Annotated in this window: 23 protein-coding genes and 1 tRNA gene; 9 read left to right on the forward strand and 15 right to left on the reverse strand. The window is 67.3% G+C overall.

Features of this window, described 5'->3' with window-relative positions; translation table 11 throughout:
- Positions 1-76: 76 nt before the first annotated feature.
- Positions 77-568 (reverse strand): YajQ family cyclic di-GMP-binding protein, encoded by a 492-nt coding sequence (locus AC5Y7V_RS05415; protein WP_499879034.1) that lies wholly within the window; start codon positions 566-568, stop codon positions 77-79.
- A 68-nt stretch (positions 569-636) separates the two neighbouring features.
- Between AC5Y7V_RS05415 and AC5Y7V_RS05420 the strand changes: the two genes are divergently transcribed.
- Both AC5Y7V_RS05420 and AC5Y7V_RS05425 read left to right on the forward strand, forming a co-directional pair.
- Positions 637-722: transfer RNA gene (locus AC5Y7V_RS05420), tRNA-Tyr, on the forward strand.
- Between the two features lie 149 nt (positions 723-871).
- Positions 872-2,164 carry an NRAMP family divalent metal transporter gene (locus tag AC5Y7V_RS05425; protein ID WP_499879035.1) on the forward strand — a complete coding sequence of 431 codons (1,293 nt, stop codon included), beginning with the start codon at positions 872-874 and terminating at the stop codon, positions 2,162-2,164.
- Here AC5Y7V_RS05425 and AC5Y7V_RS05430 read toward each other — a convergent pair.
- The 3 genes from AC5Y7V_RS05430 to AC5Y7V_RS05440 are packed head-to-tail and all read right to left on the reverse strand — an operon-like array spanning position 2,161 to position 5,266.
- The gene (locus tag AC5Y7V_RS05430) at positions 2,161-3,180 is read right to left on the reverse strand and encodes a cation diffusion facilitator family transporter (RefSeq protein WP_499879036.1); all 1,020 of its coding nucleotides are present in this window, start codon (positions 3,178-3,180) and stop codon (positions 2,161-2,163) included. The two genes, AC5Y7V_RS05425 and AC5Y7V_RS05430, sit on opposite strands and share 4 nt — an antisense overlap.
- Positions 3,181-3,194: 14 nt before the next feature.
- Entirely contained in the window at positions 3,195-4,526 is a 1,332-nt protein-coding gene (locus AC5Y7V_RS05435) for an ATP-binding protein (RefSeq protein ID WP_499879037.1), read from the reverse strand.
- Positions 4,526-5,266: a response regulator transcription factor gene (locus AC5Y7V_RS05440; RefSeq protein ID WP_499879038.1), complete on the reverse strand. Its 741-nt coding sequence runs from the start codon at positions 5,264-5,266 to the stop codon at positions 4,526-4,528. The genes AC5Y7V_RS05435 and AC5Y7V_RS05440 overlap by 1 nt, the downstream gene beginning before the upstream one ends.
- A gap of 108 nt (positions 5,267-5,374) precedes the next feature.
- On the opposite strand from AC5Y7V_RS05440, the gene AC5Y7V_RS05445 reads away from it, so the two are divergent.
- Complete coding sequence (locus tag AC5Y7V_RS05445; protein ID WP_499879039.1) at positions 5,375-6,346, forward strand: DUF1259 domain-containing protein; 972 nt, start codon at positions 5,375-5,377, stop codon at positions 6,344-6,346.
- A gap of 8 nt (positions 6,347-6,354) precedes the next feature.
- Here AC5Y7V_RS05445 and chrA read toward each other — a convergent pair whose 3' ends face one another.
- From chrA to AC5Y7V_RS05465, 4 genes are all read right to left on the reverse strand, one after another.
- Entirely contained in the window at positions 6,355-7,536 is a 1,182-nt protein-coding gene (gene chrA / locus AC5Y7V_RS05450) for a chromate efflux transporter (RefSeq protein WP_499879040.1), read from the reverse strand.
- 66 nt (positions 7,537-7,602) lie between these two features.
- Positions 7,603-8,001: a hypothetical protein gene (locus tag AC5Y7V_RS05455; protein WP_499879041.1), complete on the reverse strand. Its 399-nt coding sequence runs from the start codon at positions 7,999-8,001 to the stop codon at positions 7,603-7,605.
- The gene (locus AC5Y7V_RS05460; protein ID WP_499879042.1) at positions 7,998-8,291 is read right to left on the reverse strand and encodes a PepSY domain-containing protein; all 294 of its coding nucleotides are present in this window, start codon (positions 8,289-8,291) and stop codon (positions 7,998-8,000) included. Before AC5Y7V_RS05460 ends, AC5Y7V_RS05455 begins: the two co-directional genes overlap by 4 nt.
- A gap of 116 nt (positions 8,292-8,407) precedes the next feature.
- Positions 8,408-9,151 (reverse strand): YoaK family protein, encoded by a 744-nt coding sequence (locus tag AC5Y7V_RS05465; protein WP_499879043.1) that lies wholly within the window; start codon positions 9,149-9,151, stop codon positions 8,408-8,410.
- Positions 9,152-9,501: 350 nt separating this feature from the next.
- On the opposite strand from AC5Y7V_RS05465, the gene AC5Y7V_RS05470 reads away from it, so the two are divergent.
- Positions 9,502-10,503 carry a hypothetical protein gene (locus tag AC5Y7V_RS05470; protein ID WP_499879044.1) on the forward strand — a complete coding sequence of 334 codons (1,002 nt, stop codon included), beginning with the start codon at positions 9,502-9,504 and terminating at the stop codon, positions 10,501-10,503.
- A gap of 447 nt (positions 10,504-10,950) precedes the next feature.
- Here AC5Y7V_RS05470 and AC5Y7V_RS05475 read toward each other — a convergent pair whose 3' ends face one another.
- The 3 genes from AC5Y7V_RS05475 to AC5Y7V_RS05485 all read right to left on the reverse strand — a co-directional run bounded on the left by AC5Y7V_RS05475 (position 10,951) and on the right by AC5Y7V_RS05485 (position 14,642).
- Positions 10,951-12,543, reverse strand: a complete 1,593-nt coding sequence (locus AC5Y7V_RS05475; protein ID WP_499879619.1) for an ABC transporter family substrate-binding protein — start codon at positions 12,541-12,543, stop codon at positions 10,951-10,953.
- A 353-nt stretch (positions 12,544-12,896) separates the two neighbouring features.
- Positions 12,897-13,541 carry a DUF5134 domain-containing protein gene (locus AC5Y7V_RS05480; protein WP_499879045.1) on the reverse strand — a complete coding sequence of 215 codons (645 nt, stop codon included), beginning with the start codon at positions 13,539-13,541 and terminating at the stop codon, positions 12,897-12,899.
- Between the two features lie 375 nt (positions 13,542-13,916).
- Complete coding sequence (locus tag AC5Y7V_RS05485; protein WP_499879046.1) at positions 13,917-14,642, reverse strand: hypothetical protein; 726 nt, start codon at positions 14,640-14,642, stop codon at positions 13,917-13,919.
- Positions 14,643-14,743: 101 nt separating this feature from the next.
- On the opposite strand from AC5Y7V_RS05485, the gene AC5Y7V_RS05490 reads away from it, so the two are divergent.
- Together AC5Y7V_RS05490 and AC5Y7V_RS05495 are read left to right on the forward strand one after the other, a co-directional pair.
- Entirely contained in the window at positions 14,744-15,661 is a 918-nt protein-coding gene (locus AC5Y7V_RS05490) for an alpha/beta hydrolase (RefSeq protein WP_499879047.1), read from the forward strand.
- A 115-nt stretch (positions 15,662-15,776) separates the two neighbouring features.
- A complete protein-coding gene (locus tag AC5Y7V_RS05495) occupies positions 15,777-16,808 on the forward strand; it encodes a fused (3R)-hydroxyacyl-ACP dehydratase subunits HadA/HadB (protein WP_499879048.1) in 1,032 nt (343 codons plus the stop codon).
- A gap of 6 nt (positions 16,809-16,814) precedes the next feature.
- Here AC5Y7V_RS05495 and AC5Y7V_RS05500 read toward each other — a convergent pair whose 3' ends face one another.
- Positions 16,815-18,176, reverse strand: a complete 1,362-nt coding sequence (locus AC5Y7V_RS05500) for a hypothetical protein (protein WP_499879049.1) — start codon at positions 18,174-18,176, stop codon at positions 16,815-16,817.
- 106 nt (positions 18,177-18,282) lie between these two features.
- Between AC5Y7V_RS05500 and AC5Y7V_RS05505 the strand changes: the two genes are divergently transcribed.
- The gene (locus tag AC5Y7V_RS05505; protein WP_499879050.1) at positions 18,283-19,722 is read left to right on the forward strand and encodes an amidase; all 1,440 of its coding nucleotides are present in this window, start codon (positions 18,283-18,285) and stop codon (positions 19,720-19,722) included.
- Positions 19,723-19,798: 76 nt separating this feature from the next.
- Here the strand turns inward: AC5Y7V_RS05505 and AC5Y7V_RS05510 are convergent, their stop codons facing one another.
- From AC5Y7V_RS05510 to AC5Y7V_RS05520, 3 genes are all read right to left on the reverse strand, one after another.
- On the reverse strand, positions 19,799-21,031 hold the full coding sequence (locus AC5Y7V_RS05510; RefSeq protein WP_499879051.1) for a cytochrome P450: 1,233 nt from the start codon (positions 21,029-21,031) through the stop codon (positions 19,799-19,801).
- 106 nt (positions 21,032-21,137) lie between these two features.
- Positions 21,138-22,346 carry an MFS transporter gene (locus tag AC5Y7V_RS05515; protein WP_499879052.1) on the reverse strand — a complete coding sequence of 403 codons (1,209 nt, stop codon included), beginning with the start codon at positions 22,344-22,346 and terminating at the stop codon, positions 21,138-21,140.
- A 23-nt stretch (positions 22,347-22,369) separates the two neighbouring features.
- The gene (locus AC5Y7V_RS05520; protein WP_499879053.1) at positions 22,370-23,239 is read right to left on the reverse strand and encodes an NYN domain-containing protein; all 870 of its coding nucleotides are present in this window, start codon (positions 23,237-23,239) and stop codon (positions 22,370-22,372) included.
- 108 nt (positions 23,240-23,347) lie between these two features.
- On the opposite strand from AC5Y7V_RS05520, the gene AC5Y7V_RS05525 reads away from it, so the two are divergent.
- Positions 23,348-23,701: a hypothetical protein gene (locus tag AC5Y7V_RS05525; protein WP_499879054.1), complete on the forward strand. Its 354-nt coding sequence runs from the start codon at positions 23,348-23,350 to the stop codon at positions 23,699-23,701.
- Between the two features lie 15 nt (positions 23,702-23,716).
- Complete coding sequence (locus AC5Y7V_RS05530) at positions 23,717-24,133, forward strand: hypothetical protein (RefSeq protein WP_499879055.1); 417 nt, start codon at positions 23,717-23,719, stop codon at positions 24,131-24,133.
- Positions 24,134-24,200 lie beyond the last annotated feature (67 nt).

The raw sequence follows: 24,200 nt of genomic DNA on the forward strand, positions 1-24,200 counted from the left end.
CCTAACGACACTGCGAGAAATGGCCCGAAATTTCGCAGTGGCGTTGGGCTCGCGGACCCGACGGGGGTGTGCATACCTACCGATAGTTGACGAACTGCAGCGCCACGTCCAGATCGGCGTTCCGCAGCAGCGCCTGCACGGCCTGCAGGTCGTCGCGCTTCTTGCTGCTGACGCGGACCTCGTCGCCCTGGATCTGGGTCTTGACGTTCTTGGGTCCCTCGTCGCGGATCAGCTTGGTGATCTTCTTGGCGCTCTCACTGCTGATGCCCTGCTTGAGGGTGCCGCTGACCTTGTAGGTCTTGCCGGAGGCCTGCGGCTCGCCAGCGTCGAAGGCCTTCATCGAGATGTCGCGACGGATCAGCTTCTCCTTGAAGACGTCGACGGCGGCCTTCACGCGCTCCTCGGTGGACGACGTCAGCTCGATGGCCTCGTCGCCCTTCCACTCGATCTTGGTGTCGGTGCCGCGGAAGTCGAAACGGGTGGCGAGCTCCTTGGCGGCCTGGTTCAGCGCGTTGTCGACCTCCTGCCGATCGACCTTGCTGACGATGTCGAACGATGAGTCGGCCATTCGATCGGTCCCTTCCATCTGGTTAGCCGTTTGTGCCTTGTCTACCCGTTCGTTGTAACCTGTCTGGCGGCAGGTTGCCCGAGCGGCCAATGGGAGCGGACTGTAAATCCGTCGGCTTACGCCTACACAGGTTCGAATCCTGTACCTGCCACCACGTTTACGCCGGACTCATTTCTGCGACGGCGTCTCCCTGCGCGGATTCCGCAAACCCGACGGGGCGGGCTACCAATCTGGTTAGGGTAGCCTTACTCTGTTCCCGGGGCCGGGTGGCCGGAGTTGCTGGCGCGAAGGAGTTGGTCAAGGGTGACCGAAACAACCACACCGGTGGCCGACGCGTCAGACCAGCCACCCGAATCGGCCGCGCGCCGCGGTCGATGGCTGCGCTGGGGGCTGCTGACGGTATGGGGCCCGGGCCTGGTCGTGATGCTGGCCGACACGGACGCGGGTTCGCTGATCACCGCGTCGCAGTCCGGCGCCCAATGGGGTTACCGGATGGTCCTGCCGCAGCTGATCCTGATGCCGATCCTCTACGTCGTCCAGGAAATGACGGTGCGGCTGGGCATCGTCACCAAGAAGGGGCACGGCGCGCTGATCCGGGAACGGTTCGGCCGCTTCTGGGCGTGGGTTTCGGCGTTCACTCTTTTCGCGTCGTCGATCGGGGCGTTGCTCACCGAGTTCGCCGGCGTCGCCGGCGTGGGAGAGCTGTTCGGCGTCTCGCGCTGGGTGAGCATCCCGATCGCGACCGCCGCCCTGCTGGCGCTGGCGCTGACCGGCAGCTACCGCCGCGTGGAACGCATCGGCCTCGTCATCGGCTCGGCCGAGCTGGCGTTCCTGGTCGCCATGATGATGGCGCGGCCCGAGCCCAAAGCCTTTGTGGAGGGCCTGAAGTCGATGCCGCTGGGCAACTCGTCGTATCTGTTGCTGGTCGCCGCCAACGTCGGCGCCGTCATCATGCCCTGGATGGTCTTCTACCAGCAGGGCGCGGTCGTCGATAAGCACCTGTCGGTCGCCACGATCCGCCAGGCCCGCCACGACACCGCCGCGGGCGCCGTGCTGACCCAGCTGATCATGATCTCGGTAGTTGTCACGGTGGCCTCGACGATCGGGGCACATGGCGGCGAGACCGCGCTGAACACCGTCGGCGACATCGCCAACGCGCTCACGCCGTACCTGGGCCGCGTCGGCGGCACGGTCCTGTTCGGGCTGGGCATGCTCGGCGCGGCGCTGGTCGCCGCGATCGTGGCCTCGCTGGCCGGCGCGTGGGGACTGTCCGAGGTCTTCGGCTGGAAGCACACCCTCAACCAGCGGCCCAACCGGGCGACCGCGAAGTTCTACATCACCTACGGGCTCGCGCACGTGATCGGCGCCGCGCTCGTGTTGGCCAGCGTCGACCTGGTCAACCTCGCCGTCGACGTCGAGGTGATGAACGCGCTGCTGCTGCCCATCGTGCTGGGCCTGTTGCTGGCGCTGGAATCCCGCGCGCTGCCCGAGCAGTGGCGCATGCGCGGGCCGCGCAAATACATCGCGTGGGCCCTGTGCCTGGTCGTGATGGGCTTCGGCCTGTACATGGTTCCGCAGGCCCTCGGCTTGACCTAAGCGCCCGGGTGCGCCGGGTAGGCGTGCACGAGCGCGCTGTCGAGCCGCGGCACGGCGTGGGTGAGCTGGTGTTCGGCGTCATGCGCGATGCGGTGGGCGTCCTCGAGGCTGGTGGCGGGATCGATGTCCAGCTCGGCGTCGGCGTGCAGGCGGTGCCCGATCCAGCGCATCCGGACCCTGCGCACGCTGCGCACGCCCGGCCGCGCGGCCAGCGTCGCTTCGGCGGTGTCGACGAGCTCGGGGTCCACGGCGTCCATCAGCCGCCGGAAGATGTCGCGCACGGCGCCGCGCAGCACCGCCAGGATCGCCACCGTGATGATCAGGCCGACGATCGGGTCGGCCAGCGGATAGCCGAGGGCGACGCCGCCGGCCCCGAAAAGCACTGCCAGCGAAGTGAATCCGTCGGTGCGGGCGTGCAGGCCGTCGGCGACCAGGGCGGCCGACCCGATCCGGCGGCCGATCCGGATCCGATACATGGCGACGACTTCGTTGCCAAGGAAGCCGATCACGCCTGCGGCGGCGACCCAGCCGACGTGCTCGATCGCGACGGGGTGGATCAGCCGCAGGACGGCCTCGTAGCCGGCGACGATCGCCGACAGCGCGATCATGGCGATGACGAACAAGCCGGCGACGTCCTCGGCCCGGCCGTAGCCGTAGGTGTAGCGCCGCGTCGCCGGGCGGGTGCCCAACGCGAACGCGACCCACAGCGGGACCGCGGTCAGGGCGTCCGAGAAGTTGTGGATGGTGTCGGCGGCCAGCGCGATGGATCCGGAGACGACGGCAATGACGACCTGCACGATCGCGGTCGCGCCCAGCCCGACCAGGCTGACTTTGACCGCCCGGATGCCGATGGCGCTGGATTCCAGGGCGGTGTCGACGCTGTCGGCGGCGTCGTGGCTGTGCGGGACCAAGAGCTGCGACACGATGCCACGAATTCCATGGGCGTGTTGGTGATCATGCCCGTGGGCGTGTTGGTGACCATGCCCATGGTCGTGGTCATGGCTATCTGCATGCATACGCAGATAATAAGTTACTTTGGGTCGGCGGGAAACCCGACGGTGATTTCGGCGCCGCCGCCGTTGTGATTGGCGGCGGTGACCGTGCCGTGGTTGCGCTGCGTGAGCGTGTCGACGATGGCCAGTCCGAGCCCGGTGCCCCCGGTGGTCCGCGCGCTGTCGGCGCGGGTGAATCGCAGAAAGGCGTGGGGGAGGAAGCCGGGCGGGAACCCGGGACCGTGGTCGGTGACACGGATCTCGACGCCGTCCGCGGTGGCCTGGACTCGGATGGCGATCGGTGGGGCGCCGTGCTGCGCGGCGTTGTCGATGAGGTTCCCGAAGATCCGATCGACGTCGTCGGGGTCGGCGCGGACGTATTGGCCCGCGGGGCAATCGATGTCGAGTTGCCCGTCGAGGATGGGACGGTAACGCTCACCGATGTCGCGCAGGCGGGCGCCCAGGTCGATGGTCGGCGCGTCGGCCGGGCGGCCGGTGTCGGCGACGGTGAGCAGGTCACGCGCCAACCGGGACAACCTTGTGGTTTCGTGCAATGCCGAGCGCACCGCGGCGAGCAGTTCGGGGTTGCTACGTGGCCGCCGCAGGGCCAGTTCCAGTTCGGTGGTCAGCAGGCTCAGCGGGGTGCGCAGCTCGTGGCCCGCGTCGATCACGAATTGTCGCTCTCGCTCCAGCGCCTCCTGCAACCGTTGCAGGAGTTCATTGAAAGTGGTTCCGAGATAACGGATTTCGTCATGGGCGAGCGGGACGGGCAGGCGGGCGTGCGCGTCGGAGGCGCTGATCCCAGCGGCGCGAGCGCGCATGCGTTCGACCGGCCGGAGGGCCGCTGCCGCCAGGAGGTAGGCGCCAATTGCGGTGGCCAACAACAGGATCGGGAAGCTGACGGCCAGCTCGTCGCGTAGATCCGCGACCGCGGCATCGCGGTCGGCCAGGCTCTGGGCCGCGACGACGACGCGCCCGCCGGGCCCCGGGCCCGCCGCCAGCCGCACCGGGCCCTCCATGTTGCCCAGGTGAGGGCGGTCGGCGACCAGCTGACTGTGCCCGGCGGTCTCCAGCTGGGACGGCGACAGCGCCGGCTGACCGGCGAGATTCGAGGTCGCGGTCAGCACCTGGCCGCCGGGGGCGACGATCTGCTGGGCGGTGTCGGGGTCGCCGCCGGCCAGCAATGGATCGTCGTCGGCGGCGATGGGGCGCAGGTTGGCCAGCTGAGTGGACACGGACTCGGTGATCGCCGCGTCGAGAGACTCTTTCGTGTGGTGGACGGTGAATGCGGCAACGGCCAGCAGCACCAGCGCCATCACGGCGGTGAAGGCGGCGGCGAGCCTGATCCGGATGGGCCAGCGGCGCACCATCAGCCCGCTTTCCCGGGCGCACCGCCGTCGGTGCGCATCCGATAGCCGATGCCACGGACGGTTTCGATCGAGCGCACCCCGAACGGCCGGTCGATCTTGTCACGCAGCGCGCGGATATGGACGTCGATGACATTGGAACGTGATTCGTAGGCGAAGTCCCAGCAGTGTTCCATCAGAAGCTCTCGGGTCAACACCGTGCCGGGCCGGCGCATCAGCAGTTCGAGCAGCCCGAACTCCTTTGTGGTGAGCTCGATTTCGGTATCGCCGCGCCAGCATCTGCGGCTGGCGGGGTCGGCGCGCAGCGCTCCGACCGTCAGCACGGTCGGTCGCGGCGTCGGTCCGCGGCGGATCAGCGATCGGAGCCGCGCGAACAGCTCCTCGAGGTGAAACGGCTTGGTGAGGTAGTCATCGGCGCCGCCGTCGAGCCCGGCGACCCGGTCCACGACGGCGCCCCGGGCGGTGAGCATCAGCACCGGCACCCAGTTCTGCCGGCTGCGCCAGTTACGGCAGATGTCGAAGCCGGACATTCCCGGCAGCATGACGTCCAGCACGACCGCGTCGTAGTCGCAGACCGTGGCGGCCTGGTAGCCGCTTGGTCCGTCGGCCGCGACGTCCACGGCGTAGCCGTCCTCGACAAGGCCGCGGCGCAGCAGGTCGGCCATCTTGGGCTCGTCCTCGACCACCAGCACACGCACGGTTGCCACCACCTTCTTCGCGCTCGGTGTCGCGCCCGACTCCATCATCGTCCCTAGCGGGGTAAAGCAGGTGTAGTCGGCGTTGATGAAGCCACGATGAGGACACCGGGCGGCTTCATCGTGGCTTCATCAAAGGGGGCTAGACCGTGCGCTATGGCGCGGAAACGAGTGGGCCCTTTGCGTACTGTCGCGATCTACGCCGCGGTGGCGCTGCTGCTGGCGGGTTGCGGTTCGGGCTCCAAGGGGACCGCCGGAAGCAGCACGAGCCAACCCGCCAATCCCCAGTCGGCGGCGACCACGAACGATTCCGACTGGAAGCCGGTGGCCGACGCGCTGGGACGTACCGGCAAGCTGGGAGACAACAACACCGCCTATCGAATCGCCCTGGTGCGCAACGACCTTCAGGTCACCACCGACGGTGTCCCGATCAAACCGGGATTGTCCCTGGGCGGGTATGCGGCGTTCGCGCGCTACGACGACAACCAGACGCTGCTGATGGGCGACCTGGTCGTCACGGAGGCCGAGCTGCCGAAGGTGACCGACGCGCTACAGGCCCACGGCATCGCCCAGACCGGGCTGCACAAGCATCTGCTGCAACAGACCCCGGCGGTGTGGTGGACCCACGTGCACGGCATGGGCGACGCGGCGCAGCTCGCCCAGGGCCTCAAGGCCGCGCTGGACGCGACGTCGATCGGCCCGGCCGCCCCGGCACCGGCGCAGCAACCACCTGTCGACATCGACACCGCGGGTATCGAACAGGCGTTGGGCCGCAAGGGAACTGCCGACGGCGGACTGTTCAAGTACAGCATCCCGCGCAAGGACACCATCGTCGAAGACGGGCGCGCGCTTCCGCCGGCGTCGCTGAACCTGACGACGGTGATCAACTTCCAGCCCGTAGGCGGTGGCCGCGCGGCGATCAACGGCGACTTCATCCTGATCGCGCCCGAGGTGCAGAAGGTCATCCAGGCGTTGCGCGCCGGCAACATCCAGATCGTCGAACTGCACAACCACGGCCTCACCGAGGAGCCGCGGCTGTTCTACATGCACTACTGGGCGGTCGACGACGCGGTCACCCTGGCCAGGGCGCTGCGCCCGGCGCTGGATGCCACCAACCTACGGGGGTAAGGGCCATTTCAAAACAGCAGGATGCCGAGCGCTCCCGTCGCGACGACGACGTACGGCTCTTTGACTTTGAATCGCCACAGCACGCCCAGCGTCGCCACGGCGATGCCGGCGGTGATCCAGTCGGTGACGGCTTGGCGAGTCAGCACCACGACGGCGCCGCAGAGCGCCCCGCCGGCGGCGGCGGTGGCACCGGCGACGAAGGCGCGCACCTGGGCATTGTCGCGGTGGCGCAAAAACCAGCGGCCGGGCACGACGACACCGAGGTAGATCGGGGTGAAGATGGCGACGCTCGAGACGATCGCCCCCGGCAATCCCGCGACCAGGTAGCCGATGAATCCGGCGCTGATCACTACCGGTCCGGGGGTGATCAGCCCGATCGCCACGGAATCGAGAAACTGGCTGTTGGTCAGCCAGTGGTGCTGGTCGACGACACCGGCGCGCATGAACGGCACGATCGCCAGCCCGGATCCGAACACGATGGCCCCGGTTTTCAGGAAGAACAGCGCGAGCGATGCCAGCGTCCCCCCGCCGGCGAGCGCGCCGAGCCCGATGACCAGCGGCATGGGTCTGGCGTTATCCTCCGTTCCGGCAACGTCTTCCGGCGGTCTGCGGCGGGGTAGCCGGATGCGCGGACGGGCGTCGAGCAGGATCATCAACAGACCCGCGCCGACGATCACGAGCACCGGTTCGGAACCCGTGAGCGCGGTGAGCGCGAACACCGCGGCGCTGATGCTCCACAGCCGCCAGTCCCGGCCGTCGGTCAGCTTGATCAGCTTGATCGCGGCGATCGTGATGATTGCCATCACCGCCGGGGCGATTCCGTAGAACAGCGCCTGCACGACACGCGAGCCCGAGTAGTGCGAGTAGACGGCGGCCACGGCCACCACGATGGCGAACGACGGGGCGACGAAGGCCGCCGCGACGGCGGCCGCACCGCCGGCGCCGCGCCGCAGGTAGCCGACCCACATCGCGACCTGCGCCGCTAAGGGGCCGGGCATGGTCTGCCCGAGGGCGACACCGTCGAGGAAGTCTTGACGGTTGATCCATTGCCGCTGTTCGACCAGGTCGCGTTGCATATAGCCGACGGTGGCGATCGGTCCGCCGAACCCGATCGCGCCCAGCTTCAGGAAGTAGGCGAGGATCCGGCCAAACCCCACGGGCCCGCCGGGTTCCTCGTCCGGGTCACTCATGTCGACTATGTAACCGCAGTTGCATTTGACGGGCGACCGTTGAGCGCGCCGTGACGCTCTCTCCGTTCATATGGCGACGACGTTGACGAGCAGCGCTATCGCGACGGCACTCGTTCGCGCTTGGCCGTTGCGCCGGGGATCGGTGGGTGACCGCAGATCGGCGTAGGCCGAGAGGAAGACGTAGGTCATCACCGGTGCGAGCCAGTCGTTGGCGGAAAAGCCGGGCAGTCCATCACTGTTGAGCTGTGGCATGTTGGCCGAGATTCGCCACAGGAAGACCGCGGCCCCGCTCAGGACGCCGATGATCACGACATCGGGCCAGGCGGACCGCGGCAGCCACCACGCCGCCGCGGCGAGCGCGAGCACGGCCGTCAGCGCGGCGGTGAGCGCGATCTGCGTGACGCTGAAGCTCCCGGCCTCGGCGGCGAGGTCCGTTGCGATGCCCGCGGTTTGACTGGACGTCAATCGTTGTCCGGGGCTTCGGTGCCCAGGAAGTGGAAGCCCTGGTCCAGGTGCACCTCCAGCTGGGTGCCGTCGGTTTTGGTGACGAGCACCCCGTAATAGGCGGCGCCCTCGTTGGTTTCCCTTTCGACCTTTCCGGCCTTGCCCGGTATGGCTTGTACCGCCGCGGCACGGGCCTGGTCTGCGGCTGGCCCGGTGACCTCGCCGTTGTCTGCGTTGGCTATGCCGATGCCAACCGACGCCACGATGGCGGCGCCGGCCGCACCAATGACCATCCTCGTTCTGACCCTCATCGATCCATCCCTTCTCGTCCGGAAACCCCGGTCGCGAAGGCGACGCTAACGCCGGCACATGAAGCCAGCATGAATGTGATCGAATTCGAGCCGATCATCGACCCACTGGCAATTTGTCAGCTTGGCTTCTTCCACATCATCTTTGGCAATGGAAGGCCAGTCGGACGTCCGCCGTTCGACGCCCGCAACAGAGCGCGGCGGTCGCCATGGAAATAGGTGTATCCGGCTGCTAGCGAGCAGACGGCCGTGGCGATTGCCAACATCTGGGATCCGTTGGTAATCAGGCTAATCAACCCACCGGCGACGGCGCCAGCGATGAAGCTCAGATACAACAGAAAGTATCCCAGCCAGGCCGCCGCCGAGCCGCCGCTGATGTGACGTTCAATGCCCTGGCCCATCTTCACGAGTGTCCCGGTCACATAGCTCAACGGGGTTGACACCTCGCCGTCCTTGACAAATGAGGTGTTCAGGGCGCCAATCCCGAACGCGATGAAAAGGATTGGCGCGAACGAGAGTTCGCCCATTTCCGACCATCCGTGGGTGGCAACGCAGACCGTGGTGGCGACAGCCAACGACAAGGCGGTGAGAACCGTCGGGCCGTGCGGATGCGCCACCCACAGATGGCGCCGGCACCAAGACGCAACCACCACGCCGGCGAGAAACGCCGCCAACAGCAGCGTCGCTGTCAGGGCGAGCCAGGGTTGGGAGCGAAAGTATCCCAACGCCGCGCGTTCGGTGTTGCCGGTCATGAATGTCACGAAGTATCCGGCGGAATGAGTGAACGCCGCAGCGCCGATCAGACCGGCCAGCGCGGCCAGGACCCACGACAATCGTGCTTCGCGGTCGAATGTCTCGCGCATGAGAGTCGCGAACCCTGCACCTAGCAGTTGAGATGGGGAACGCAACCGGACGGTCCGCTCGGGGGAATGTCGTGACTGTCCGTGGGTGGTGCGGACGGTGGCGTGACGCTGGACGACGGGGTCGTCGTCGTGGTGGTGGGGGTTGCGCCGGTCGACTTGGTGCCCGTACCGCATCCGACCGCCAATACAAGCATGGCGGTACCACCCACCAGGGAGATGGCCGTCCTCACCCGAGATTTCACCGAATCCTCCGTTCTCCGAGTTTTTCCTCGGAAGTGATCGTAGACTAATATACCCCTACGGGGTAGGGGCAGCGCGGGAAGAGTGCGTGACAACTATTGGAGGTTGAGGTGACCGAGCCCAGTCCGGCCGGCCCGAAGCCCCGCAAGAGCCGCAGACGACTGCTTATGGTGTTGGCGGCCGCCGGCGCAACAGTGGCGGTGGCCCTCGTCGCGGCGATCACCGTGTTCGACGGGCAACGCGGGCAGGCGGGTGGATCGGCCGGCGACGCCGTCAAGAGCTACTTGGAGGCGCTCGCCCGCGGAGACGCCGCGACCGCTCTGTCCTATGGCATCGAGCGAGCGGACACGAACCAGTTTCTGACCGGCGAGATCCTCAAGAAGCAAATCGCGCACTGGCCGATCCGCAATATCAGGATCCTGCATGATAATTCGTCGTCACCTGGTGCGGCGCTGAGCATGGCCCATGTGCATGTGGCCGCGACGTTTGGTGACCAAACCTCTGACGCGATACTGGATTTAATGATGGACCACAACCGCTGGAAGCTCGCCTCGTCGGCGATCAAGTTCACACCTGGCCTGGGCGCGTCGATGGGCAATGCCGCCGCGAAGACGGTGACGTTATTCGGCACGCCGATCGGCGACGCCACAGTTTACGTGTTTCCCGGTTGGATCGAGCTCGGCAGCACCAGCCCCTATCTGGGGGCGACGGTCCCACCGCTGCTGCTCGACCAACTCACGACGGCGGCTCCGTACTGGGTGCATCCCACCTTTGTCTTGACGGATACGGGACGTGACGCGGTGAGAACGCAGCTGTCCGCGGCGATGGCCGGCTGCCAAAAGTCCAAACTGCTTTCGCCTCTTGACTGCCCGGTGCGTCTGGATCCCCATGGTCTGGCCGACGGCACTGCCGTGTGGGGGGACGCCGACCTGAGTGCGATCACATTCGACGAGTTCGATTCGTACCGGATGACGCAGGCGTTCTCCGGTCGCGTTCGCCTGCCGGTTACCGTCCAGACGTCCAGCGGCGCGACCGCCAGCGAAGAGGCCACCGGATTCCTATCGGGCGTAGCCGATTTGGCCAAAACCACGCCCGAGCTCACCTTGCGCTAGATCAACCGCGAGACCTACTGCCTTCTCGGCCCGGCAGCTCCTGTGTTGTCAAGTGCAGGTCGCTGCCGGGCCGAGTGCGTTCGACACCTAGCAGTTCGCGTGAGGGATACAACCGGTGTCACCACCACCGGGAGCGTTAAAGTCCCTCGTCTGGGGGCTAGTTCCGGGGCCTCCTGGAGCCGGCGGCGGCGTTGGAGCAACGCTGGACGTGGGCGTCGCGATCGTCGTGGGTATGGTTGTGCCGCTTAACAACACGCCACCACCGACACCCGCCCCCAGGGCAACCACGACCGCACCACCGACCAGGGCGACCTTGGTCTTGGCTCGAGATAGCATCGAAATTCTCCGTTCACTGTTGGATGATCCTGCGACCACCATCATGGTCCAATTATACCCCCCGGGGGTAGGGACTTTCGGCCCTTATTCATCGCGCGCAGGTGGTCAGGGTCAGGTTCGCATGAACCCGATAGTCGTGTAATCCAGGTCCGCGATGCCGGTCGCGCCGAAGTTGGCCAAGGTGCTGCGGACCGCGACGATGCCGGCGGATTGGGTTAGTGGCACGCTGAATCCCTCTGCCCAGATGAGCTTGTCGACCCCGTTGGCCAAGCCGCGGGCTTTCACCGGATCGAGCTCTTCGAGCATTTCCTCGATTTTGGCATCGATCTGGCTGCTGCGGATCTTGCCGAAGTTGCTCTGTCCCCCGGATGCGTAGATGGTCGTGAGCGCTGACAACGGGAAGGCGTCCCCAACCCAGCCGAACTCGGCGATGTCGAAAGCCCCGACATTGATGTAGTTGGTGAAGAAGTCGGGGCCGGCCTTGGCGTGGAGTTCGAGCTTGACCCCGACCTCGGCGAGGCTGTGCTGTGCGATCAGGGCGGACTGCCGGCTGCTCGGTTCGTCGTAGAACAAGTCGTTGAGAACCAGCCGGCGACCGTCCTTTTCGCGGACCGGCCCGTTGGGCTTCCATCCCAGGGCGTCGAGTTCTCGTCTCGCCTCGACGGGGTCGTAGGGCACGACAGAGCTGTTGTCTTGATACCCCTCCTGCCCGGCCACGTAGACGTGGTTATTCAGCGGGACTGGATTATTCGTCAGGCCGTGCTCGGTCACCTTCGCGATGGTCTGACGATCTATGCCTTTGGCGACGGCGAGGCGCAGCGCGTTGTCCTCCAGCATCGCTCCGGGGGCACCGTTGAAAGTGAAGTGATACCAGCTCGGAGCGGGAGCACGCCGAATCGAGATGCCCGGGGTGCGGCGTGCGATGGTCAACTGGTCCACAGTGCCCAGAATGCTCGCGTCGATCGTATTGTTCTGCAGCGCCGACGTCCGGGCTGCTTCATCGAGCACCAGATACGTAATGCTGGTAAGGAGTGGGGGCTTGCCCCACCATTTCGGGTTGCGGGTCAATAAAATTCGCTGATTGGTCCGGTCCAGACCGGAGACGATGAACGGACCGGCCGACGGCCCGGGCCGCTCGAGTTGACCCGTGTTGAAAGCCTCGGGCGTCGCGGTCATGCTGGCGGGCAGCAGTATGGTGTTGCCCGCAAACATGCCCCGCCACTCGGAGTACGGCTTGGCGAAGGTTACGACGGCCTGCCGGTCGTCGACGCCGGGGGTTACCGACGCGACCCGGTCGGCGCCGCTCGGTCCGGCGATCGCGAAGGTCTGGTCAGCGCCACTGAGGGCATGGATTTGGCTGGCAATGTCCTGCCAGGTGATTGGCGTACCGTCGGACCACACAGCTTTGGGATTGATGGTGTAGGTGACGACTTGCGGTGCAGTGCTTGTGAGTTCGATGCTGGTGAAGTAGTCGGTATTGAGCGTCGTCGAGCCGTCCGGGCCGATTCTGAACGCTCGCGGCATCGTTGCGTTCATCACCGCGGCGCCGTCGGGGTCGTTGCCGTCGATGTTCAACGTGTTGAAGTTGGCTGGAAACTCGGCGAGCGGTAACCGTAGTTCCCCGCCGTTGAGTAGTGTGGCGGGATCCTGGGGATTGACATCACGGGTGGCGCCGACCTCAGACTTTCCGCCGGCCGCGGGCATGGTCGCTGCTCCCGTCGAACATCCGGCGGCTGGCGGCGCAACAACGAGGAGCGCGACGGCGATCGAGCGTCCGCAGGCCGGGATCCGGCGGATCACCCTGATCAGCGCTGCGCTCGCCCCGAGCCGGATCCCGTCGTCGCGGCGACCGCCGCCGTACGTAGTCATGTCAGGGGTGGCTGGCAAGCTCCTCACTTCTCCCGGCTCGCTGGTCGCACCGCCATCGGACGGCGAGCTGGTTCACCGCTGAAAGATCGGGCGAAACAATCAGATACGACAGCTTGGGTCGGTCGTGGAGAACGCGCAAGGGCACAAAGTTGGTTTGGCTGATCCGCGATGCTTCGACTATTCGCACGCTATAGGAGTGCGCCGAACATCAGGGCTGTTCCGGCGGCGGTGCACAGCTGATAAAGCGGTTCCACGTATCCGAGCGGGCCGGGTCGCGGCGCCGAATTCGGTTGGGACCTTGAGATGTAAGAACAGGCCCAGTACAGGGTTACGACCGCGAACCCGACGGTCAGTATCCAGTTCACCGTGGTGACCCATTCGGTTCCGGATCCGGCCGGAGACATCTCGTGCATCGGCATCATCTCCGGCTCGGGTTTGTCCATGGCCAGCACGCCCGACGGCACATGATCAGATGATTGATCGATCTGTCCTGGCAGGCCGCCGTTCATGACCGCGAACATCCACGCCATCGCCCCCATCATCACCGCGTAGTAGGCGTTGGTCAGTCGGTCGCCATTCGCGGTCGGCATCCGACCGGCGGCGTGCGCAAACCAAAGGCCGGCCAACACAAAGAAGAAGATTGTGCCGGTGGTTGGGAGGCTCATTCCGATGCCCCAGACCATCAAGATCATCGCTACCGACATCGCGAGGTGAAGCAGGTGACTGACAGTCACGTTCAATCGCGGACGTTGGGCCGCAAGGATATACAGATATGTGGTGATGCTGACGCCAAAGAGAATGGTTACGACCCATCGCAGCGCGAGGTCGCTCATTGGGTTCGCGGACATCGCGAGTTTTTCACAACTCGGCCTTTCGATTCATCGACTGGTGCACCCGCGGGCCTGACTCCGCGCCGGCGGCCACCAAATACCCCTACAGGATGGTCACCTGCAAAAAATCAGCCAAGGCCTCGACGCGTTGTCGAGGCCTTGGCTGAAGGTGATCAATCGTTGCAGGTGCAGTTCGGGTGGCCGCAGCTACAACCGGCGGTTTGGGTGCAGCCGGAGTCGCCGCAGCCGCATCCGGTGGATTTACAGTGGCAGATGTGGGTTTCATTCATGATTAGAACGATACCCGGGTAGGGTATCTATGTCAACGCTCGGGTGGGTACTCGGTGTCACTTAGACTCGTGAGTTTCGTTGTCTCGGCTAGAGACCCGGGACGGTTGCCGCGTCTTCTGCTCCGCCCAGGGTCTTCAATGGGCCTGCGGTGAGCAGGTTCTGCCGCGAACCCCGAAGCTCGGCAGCCAGATCGTGCTCGAACGCCGGGACCTTCAGACCCCGGCGGCGCAATTGTCGATCCAGCTCTTCGATGAACAGGCCCTCGCCCTTGCGCCGGCACGCCAACACGGCGCGCTCGTTCATGACGTCGCGAGTGAGAGCGGCGGCCGGACAGGACGCGACCACTTCCAGCGACGCCCGCAGATCTAACGTCGTCGCCACGCCACACGATGGCGAGGCGCCGATCCCGATCATGCCCGCGACCGTGATCCCGGAACGCCGGTAGTCGGCTACATCGCGAGCGACCCGGCGCGCCAACCGCCGATAGACGAGGCGGGTCCACACCACGAACGCGCGCAGCAGCAGGCCCCGCAACGGATACAGCAAGCCGCCCTTGGAGTGGTAGAGGTGAAGGCTGTGGGGCTTCAGTACCCCGCCCCAGGCGAGCCGCTCCGGGCACGGCATTTGGTGAATCCCGTAGCCGGCACCGATCAGCTCCTCGACCGCCTCGGTCACCCCACCCTGTCGCGTCGCCCCGCCGGCATAGCGGGTGTTCTCGTTGAGCAGGCAGTGTGACACCAGCACCACTCGGCGGCCGCGCTCGTCGCGCAATTGGTCGAGCACTAACCGCGCGTGGGTTCGTTTTTCGCCCACGCCCACAGCATCGACATCCACGCGACCGTTCAGTAGGGGCCAAGGTCACCGAAGACCAGCCCATATGGTCCTGGTCGCCGCGGGGCCGGCGGTGCAGATTCATGGACGTGTCCGTGCGCGAGGAAGTGTTCTTCGACTCCGACGGTGTGCGGTGCGCGGCCGATCTCTACCTGCCCGCGACCTCGGGCAGCGCGCCATGCGTGGTCATGGGGCACGGCGCCAGCGCCACCAAGCGCCTCGGCCTGCCCGCGTACGCGGAGAAGTTCACGACGGCGGGCCTCGCGGTGCTGGCGTTCGATTACCGGCGTTTCGGGGCCAGCGCAGGCGAGCCCCGACAGGTCGTCAACGTCGCCGAGCAACAGGACGACTATCGCGCGGCGGTGCGATTTGTGCGCGGCCGCGACGACGTTGATACCCATCGGGTGGCCTTGTGGGGGACGTCGCTCAGTGGTGGTCACGTGCTGGCGGTGGCCGCCACGGATCCGGATATCGCCGCCGTGGTGTCGCAGGTCCCGCTGATCGACGGCTGGCACCGCGGCCGCACCCTCGGCGAACGCCTGAATTGGGATGTGGCGCGGCGGACGCTGCAATTCAGCGTCGCAGCGGTGCGCGATGCGGTTGGCGCGAAGCTGGGTAAGGAACCGTATCTGGTTCCCGTGGTCGCCGATTCGGGCGCCGTCGCGGTGTTCACCGAGCCCGAGGCGAAAGCGGCCTTCGAGGCGCTGGGCGGCGAAGCCATCGGCTGGCGCAATGCGCTCGCCCCGCGCATGCTCTTCGCCTTGCCCCGCTACCGCGCCGGCACCGCGGAGAAGCTGCGCATGCCCGTGCTGATGTGCCTGGGGGACCACGACCAGCAAGCGTCGCCGAGGTTCGCGGCACGGATAGCGTCCCTGATGAGTGACGTCGAATTGCACCGCTATCCGGTAGGGCACTTCGACGTCTACACGGGTTCGCTCTTCGAGGAGATCAGCTCACTCGAGGCGGATTTTCTCCGGCGCCACTTGATACGAGATGACTGACGAAGTTCCGAACCACTCCGGCGAAGCGTATCGGGCGTGTATGCCCACCTTGCCGGCGCGTTAGGGTGTCTCGTCGGCAACCGCAAACAAGCCGATAGAAAAGTTGAGCAAATCCATGACCGCAGCAGCGGAAGCGCCGGCGCTTCAATCGCGGGTCGGCCACTACTACCAGATGGACGGCACGTACCTGGTCGGCCGCGAGAAGGTCCGCGAATACGCCCGCGCGGTGCAGGACTATCACCCCGCGCACTGGGATGTCGCCGCGGCCGCTGAGCTGGGCTATTCCGGCCTGGTGGCGCCGCTGACGTTCACGTCGGTTCCCGGGATGATGTGCAATCGCCGCATGTTCGAGTCGGTGGTCGTCGGCTACGACACCTACCTACAGACCGAAGAAGTCTTCGAGCAGCACCGCCCGATCGTGGCCGGCGACGAACTACACATCGACGTCGAGCTGACTTCGGTGCGCAGGACCGCCGGCAGGGACTTCATCACCGTCACCAACACCTACACCGACGCCGCCGGCGAGCGGGTACACACCCTGCACACCACCGTCGTCGGCATCACGGCCGAAGACGTCGATCCCCAGGTCAAGTTGGCCGCGCCGAAGATCATGATGCACGACGTGGACATCCTCGCAATCGCCGAAGCGGGCGCCGGGTACGAGAAGACGGTGCGCCCCGAGGGTGAGGTTCGGATCGCCCAGGAAGGCGCGACCCGCACGCCGGGGACGCCATCCTTCGAGGACGTGAAGGTCGGCGACGAGTTGGCGGCGCATCACACCCGACTGTCGCGCGGCGATCTGGTGAACTACGCCGGCGTGGCCGGCGACGCCAACCCGATCCACTGGGACGAGGGCATCGCCAAGCTGGCCGGCCTGCCCGACGTGATCGCCCACGGAATGCTCACCATGGGCCTGGGCGCCGGATTCGCCTCGGCGTGGACGGGCGATCCCGGCGCGGTCACCCGGTACGCGGTGCGGTTGTCCCAGCCCGCGATCGTGTCGGCGGCCGAGGGCGCCGACATCGAGTTCACCGGGCGGGTCAAGTCGCTGGACCCGGAGACCCGCAGCGGCGTCGTCGTCGTCGCGGCGAAGTCCGGTGGCCAGAAGATCTTCGGCATGGCGACGCTGAACGTCCGCTTCCGCTGAGCCTGCTCAGAACCACGGTCCGGGGAAGTGGCCGTCCTGGTCCTGCACCATCACGATGTCCTTGCAGTCGCCGTTGAGGGCGGCGGCGTTCTCGCCGCGGCACACCAGCGTCCAGCCCGATATCCGCGCGAACGGCCGGACCGACCAGGTCGTCGCGACCGGATCCGGGGCGGGCAGGGCGAGCACGGCGAACGTGTTGCCTACGTTGGTGATGTAGAGGTGGTCTTCGAAGAACGCCAGCTTCGCGATATTCATCTTCTTCGCGTCGTCGCGCGTCTTCAGCAAGTCCCAGTGCTGGGTGTGCAGGTTCCACACGCCGAACCCGAACTGTGAATTGTCCGAGTTGCGGCCGTCGACGAACAGTTTCCCGTCCGACAGCGTGGCGGACAATCCGCCCCCGGACACCCGGTCCGAATCGCCCACCTTGATAAGGGATTTCGCGTTCAGGTCATAGAACATCGTCGACACCACCGGGGGGTTGTAGGAATCCCAGTGGGTGATCTTCACCAGTTCGTCTGGGCCGTCGGACAATTCGCCGTCGACGGTCCAGATGTCGTTGTCCTGATAGATCGCTTCCCCGCTCGGCCGGCGCAGCTCCGCTCCCGACGCCTTGGCCGCGCCGGTCTTGTCGGTGTTGCGCTGGAACGACAGGACGTCCTGCCACACCCGGCCGGGCTGCGGGTCGTTCCACATCATCGACAGGTCGGCCCCGGACAGGATGACGGTCCGCGGCGGCGCCGCGGCGCTGTGCCCGTCGGTGAAGGCGTTCACCCACGCCACACCGGTCGCGGTCGCCGCCAGGCCCCATTCGTTCGCCGCGGTCAATTTCAGGTCGGGCGTCGGCGGCGTCAGCTCCTTGGTCACCACGGGCTGGCTCGTCTTGAGGTCGAAGGCGTACGCCGTGGCCTTGGTGACCTCGGGCTGCGACCCTTGCGCCGGCTTGGTCGTCGTCACCACGTAGACGACCCTCATGTTGTCGGCGGCCGTCCCCGTCAGCGCGCACATGCCGCCGGTCAGGTTCTCACCGGCCGGGATCGCGGGGACGCCCGGCACGGCGTACTGGCCCGTCTTCGTGTCGAACACCTTGGGGCGAATCTCCTCGAGCGCCGACTTGCGCTGCACGTATTTTTCCGGGCACCCGACGTAGGCCGTCCCGCCGTAGCTTTTCCAGTCCCTCTCCAGCGGGCCGGTCACCGGGGGCGGCGCGGGCGCCGCAGCTGCCGTGGTTGTCGAGGTCGAACTCGAGGTGGTCGGCGTGGCCGCGGGCGGGTCCACCGTCGCCGAACAGGACGCGACGACGACGCCGCCGGCCGCCGCGAGCAGGGCAAGCCTGTGTGCGGGCAGAGTCCGCCCCCGGATCCCACGCATCAACAAAACCCCCGTTAAGTTCCTGTAACCACCGAGCGTAAAGCGGGCCCGGACCGACCGCGAATCGTGCGCGGGCGTCTTGGTCACACGTGGTACACCAAGAACCATGAGCAGCCTCGCCGACGAGACCCGCTGGATGGACGCCACCGACCAGGCGGCGCTGGTGGCAAAAGGCGAGGTCACGCCCGGCGAGCTGCTCGAGGCGGCGATCGAGCGGATCGAGCGCTCCAACCCCGCGTTGAACGCGGTCGTCATCGAGTGGTTCGATCACGCCCGATCCGTGGCCGCCGGCCCTGACCTGCCGAAAGGCCCGTTTCACGGCGTGCCGTTCCTGCTCAAGGACCTGTACACGAGTTTCGCCGGTCAGACGATGTCGAACGGCAACGTCGCGCTGAAAGAGGCGGCGAAGATCGACACCGCCGACACCACGCTGGTCGCCCGGTTCAAGGAGGCCGGCCTGGTGATCGCCGGGCGGACGAACAGCCCCGAGATGGGCAGCCTGCCGACCACGCAGCCGTTGGCCTGGGGGGCGACCCGCAACCCGTGGGCGCTCGATCGCACGCCGGGCGGGTCCAGCGGCGGCGCCGCGGCGGCTGTGGCGGCCGGGATGGTGCCGTTCGCCAACGCCTCCGACGGTGGCGGCAGCATCCGGATCCCGGCGTCGTGCTGCGGGCTGGTCGGCCTCAAGCCGAGCCAGGGACGGATCACGGTGGGCCCCGTGCGCGCCGAGTCCGGGCTGGGTGTCGAGCTGTGCGTCAGCCGCACGGTGCGCGACACGGCGCGGTTGCTCGACGCGGTGCGCGGTCCCGGTGTCGGCGACTCCGTCATCGCCCCGGCGCCGCGGCGCCCCTACACCGACGAACTCGGCGCCGACCCGGGCCGGCTGCGCATCGGGCTGCTGGACGCGCATCCGCGCGGCGACTTCCTGCACGACGACTGCGTCGCGGCGGTGCGCGCCGCCGCGTCGATGCTGGAGGGGCTCGGCCACGCCGTCGAGCCGGCCTGGCCGGCCTGCCTCGCCGACACCACCCTGGTGGAAAAGTTCATGGCGTTGTGGGCCACGCAGTTGGCGATGGCGGCCCGCGGGTTCGGCGAGACGCTCGGGCGCGAGGTCACCGCGGACGACATCGAGCCGGTGAACTGGGTGCACGTCGAGCGCGCGCAGCGGCTGACGGCCGTCGACTACGCCGTCGCGCTGGATGCGGTTTCCGCGTTCCGGCGGGCGCTGCAGCAGTGGTGGGCCGACGGGTGGGACCTGCTGCTCACGCCGACGCTGGCCGAGCCGCCGCTGCCGCTGGCCGAGTTCGAGAACAACCCCGAACATCCGACGGCGCCGATGCGCCGCGCCGGCCGGTTCGCGGTGTTCACGCCGCCGTTCAACATGAGCGGGCAGCCCGCGATCAGCCTGCCCCTGCACCGCAACGTCGAAGGACTGCCCATCGGCGTGCAGCTCGCCGCCGCCTACGGGCGCGAGGACGTGCTCATTCGCGTTGCGGCCCAACTGGAATCGGCCCACCCCTGGGCGTCGCTGCACCCGGCGGACTAAATGACCGCGAGCAGACACAGAATCGCACCCCTGCGGGCGAGATCATGCGATTCCGCGTCTGCTCGCGCAATGACCGTCACTCGGTGTCGAACTCGATGGGCAGGCTCAGCGGGCCGCTCAGGCTGACCATCGGCTTCCACGGCACCGGTCCGGCGATGCGCGGGTTCTGTAGCCGGCTAGCGAGGACGTTGAGCGCCTCGGCGATCTCGCGGCGGGCCAGGTTGGCGCCCAGGCAGTAGTGTGCGCCGCCGCCGAACGTCAAAATCGGCGGCGCTCCGGCGCGCGTGATGTCGACGCGGTCCGGCTCGTCGTAGACCGCCGGATCGCGGTTGGCCGCAGCGGTATTCACCAGGACCATCGTGCCGGCGGGGAAGAGGTAGCCGTCCAGCTCCGCGTCCTGGGCCACCAGCCGCAGGGTGCCGCCCGCGATCGGCGAGTGTCGCATCGTCTCCTCCACGGCCGGCATCGCCAGCTCGGGGTGCTGCTTGAGCAGCGCCCACTGCTCCGGGTGCTCGCACAGGACGTGGACCGAGGCGGCCACCTGGTTGCGGGTGGTGTCCGTGCCCGCGAGCAGCAGGCCGCCGGCCAGCATGCGCAGTTCGGCGGCGTTGAGGCGGTCGCCGTCGTCCTCGGCGCGGATGAGGTCGGACAGCAGGTCGTCGGTGAGGCTGTTGCGGCGCCGGGCCACCATGTCGTCGACGTAGTCGTCGAGCTCCCGCCACGCGCGCATCACGACGGGCTCGACCTCGCGAACATCGACCGTGAAGGTGAAGGCCTTGAACACGTCGTCGGCCCACGACGAAAACTGTTGCCAATCCTCGCGGGGCGCTCCGAGCAACGCGCAGATGATCGGGACGGGATAGGGGCGCGCGAGATCGGTGACCACGTCGCAGTGGCCCGCGTCGACGACCTTGTCGACCAGCTCGTTCATCACCGCGACCATGGTGTCGTGCAGGCGCAGCGTCGCGCGGGGCGTGAACGCCTTGGACGTCAGGCTGCGCAGCCGTTGGTGCGCGTCGCCCTCCAGGCACAGCAGGCTGTTGACCACCTTGTCCCACAACGGGCCCGAGGTGATGCCCTGGGCGAGCAGGTTTATGCCGGGCGGGATCTGGAACCGGGAATCCCGAAGGACGGACCGGACGAGGTGGTAGGACAGCACCTCGGGCCCGAACGGTCCCAGCGCCACCGGGGCCTGCCGCTGCGCCGCCTGGAGCCGCGGATACACGTCGGCGGGAGTTTCCTCGGCGCCATACTCCAGCGTCGGCAGGTCGGCGTCGAAAACGCTTGGGGGAGCGGCACCGACGGTCATGACGGTCTCCTCGCGACGAGTTTGTCACAATGTATGGCCATGCCGGGCGACTGTCAACGATATCGCTTGCCCACCACCGAATTTGCCCCCGAGTCGCCATACACACTTACCCCTTGTGTATTGCCGCGCCGCGGGCCAGCTGGCCGCCGATCAGCGCGATCGCGAACACCCCGCCGGTGATGCCCGAGATGAGCAACGGCAGTTGCCCGTTCGAACCCCACAGGAAGCCCGCCCACAAGCCCGCCACCAGCACGGCCAGGCCGGTGGCCCCCTGGAACACGCCCTGAGCGCTCGCCTGATGCTCCTGGCCGACCAGGCCCGAGATCCAGGCCTTCCCGACGCCGTCGGTGCACCCGGTGAACACGCCGTAGGCACCGATCAGCAGCCAGGCCGTCACCAGGTCGGTGGTCAGCCCCAGCCCGGTGTAGCCGACCGCGAAGAACGCCAGACCGAGGCCGAACAAGGCCGGCTTGCCGATGCGGTCGGCGAGCGCTCCGGCCGGGTAGCTGGCCAGCGCGTACACCGCGTTGTATCCGACGTAGGCCAGAATCACCTCGACCACCGAGAAGCCGATCTCGTTGAGCCGCAACAACAACAAGGCGTCCGGGAAATTCACCAGGCTGAACCCGACGAGCAGCGCGGCGACCCGCCAGTACGGCCGCGGCAACGTGCGCACACCGGCCCACATGGACCCGCGTTGCGCCGGCGGGATGGGCCGTCTGCGCTCGCGTGCGAGGAAGACCAGGGCCACGCTCAGGACGGCGGGCACGATGGCGATGTACAGCAACGGCGGGATCCGATGGTCGAGCAGCTCGTAGCCCACCAACCCGAGCAGCGGACCGACGACGGCGCCCAGGGTGTCCATCGCGCGGTGGAAACCGAACACCCGGCCGCGCTGGGCCTCGTCCACGTCGTCGACCAGCAGCGCGTCGCGCGGCGCGCCGCGAACGCCCTTGCCGAGCCGGTCGACGACGCGACCCGCGAGCACACCGGGCCACGCCCCGGCCACCGCGACGATGATCTTGCCGAGCGCCGCCATCCCGTAACCGGCGGCGATCAGCGGGCGCCGCGCGAACCGGTCGCCGAGCGGGCCGGCCGCGAGTTTCGTGAGCGATGACGCTCCCTCGGCCACCCCCTCGACGGCCCCCACCACGGCCGGCGGCGCGCCGAGCACGGCCGTCAGATAGATCGGCAACAGCGGATACAGCAGCTCGCTGGCGGTGTCCTGCAGGAACGAGACCCCGGAGAGCACCCGGACGTTGCGGGTGAGCCAGGACGGCCACGAGCGTTTGGGTCGGGTCGTTTCCTGCCTCACGGTGGTCAGCGTAGGGGAGCGGCTTAGTCCTTTCCGCGCAACCGCACCATCCGGGTCGTCGAGCTCTCGTCCAGCTCGACGACGTCGGACCGCGACCGCAGGAAGTCGCTGAATGACCGGAAACCCAAGGACTTCTCGCTGAACGACGGGTCCATCCGCTTCATTTGGGCTTTGACGGCCGAGTTGTGCAGCCAGTCGACGTCGTCTTTCTCCAGGCCGATCTGCAGCGCGCGCGTCAGCAGCGCGGTGGCGGCGGCCTGCGGGTCGGGTGCCTCGTCCGGTTCCTCGCGCTTGTCCGCCTTGCTGCGGCCGCTCGCCTTCTTCGGTTTGTCCGGCTCGGGCTCGAACACCGGAACACCGGGGAGCGCGTCGTAGATGACGAACTCGTCGCAGGCGGCCGCCAGCGCCCGGCTCGACGAGCCGGCCACCCCGATGCCCACCACGTACCGGCCGAGCCTCTTGCAGCGCTGCGCCAGCGGGATGTAGTCGGAGTCGCCCGCGACGATCACCACGTGGGTCAGATCGGGCAGCCGGAACATGTCCTCGACCGCGTCCACGGCCAGCCGGATGTCGGCGCCGTTCTTGCCGTAGGCGGCCGCCGGGAAGAGCTGGACCAGATCGACCGCGCGGGCCACCAGCTGTCCGCGGTACCCGGCGTTCACGTCGGCCGACCAGTCCGCGTAGGCGCGGGTGAGCACCAGCGTCCCGAACGACGACGCGAAGTCGATTATCGCCCCGACGTCGACGGTGGCGCGGGCCAGCCGATCGGGCTCGAGCCCGCCGGCCTTGTCCCGCTGGAACGAGTTGCGCCCGTTCACCTGGTCGTACCGCGAGATCACGATGTTGTCGAAATCGAGGTAGACCGCCACGCGGGTCATCGCTGGTTCGGTCATGGCACCCATCTTGTCCGACCCGCGGCGACAGCGGAATGCCGGCCCAACGCAAGAATTTCGCAAGAATTCGGCGAAGAATCGGCAAGCGTTGCGCCGCAACCTAAGTGCATGAAGCGAGTCCTCGCCGGAGTCCTCGTCTCGGCTGGCTTGGCGCTGGCCGGGGCGGGGGCGCCGGCGGGCGTCGCCCGCGCCGACGACGATCACTGCTCGTCGAGGACGGGCTGCTACCACGGTCCCGGGATGCGCTGGTGCCCGGGCGACTACGTGTGGCCCGGGTTGCGGGCCACCGGGTGGGACTTGAACGTCTGCCACGTTTATCACGAGCAGTGTCCTCCCGGGTATTACGGCGGTTGCCCCGACAACATCGTCGAGGGGCCTCCGCCGCCCCCGCCGCCACCCGTCTTCCGCACCCGCGAGGAGTGCGAGCGGGTGCTCGGACTGATCTGCGCATTCGCGCCGTAGTGCGGAGGAGACCAAATGCGTTTCGTTTCAACGATAATCATGGCGATGGTGCTGGCCTGCCTGCTGGTGGCATCGAGTCCGGCGCGGGCGGACGTGGCGGCCCGACCCACGCTGGGCCACGTCTACCCGTTGCGGCCGCCCCCCGCCGCGGGGGATCCGTTCGCCGAGGCCGACGAGCTGCGGCGCCAGATCGCGGACCTCGACGCAGCCTGGGACGGCCTGACGCCGGCGGAGCGAAATCAGCGGATCAAAGGCCTGCAGGATCAGGTCACCAAGGTGGATCTGGACAGCCGCAATCTGCCCCAGGATCAAAAGGCGGGTGTGGACGCGATCCTGTTGCCGTCACTCGTCCATCTGGCCGATCTGCTCAGGAAGGTTCAGACGCCACCGACCTCGCCGTGCATCTTCCCGGCGTGCCTGCCCGGGCTGTAGCCCGATTTAGCGGGTGATCACATGGTTACCCGAACCGCGCCGGGCGGCCCAGGCTAGTCTTCGACGT

The organism is Mycobacterium sp. NGS34 (assembly GCF_059812845.1).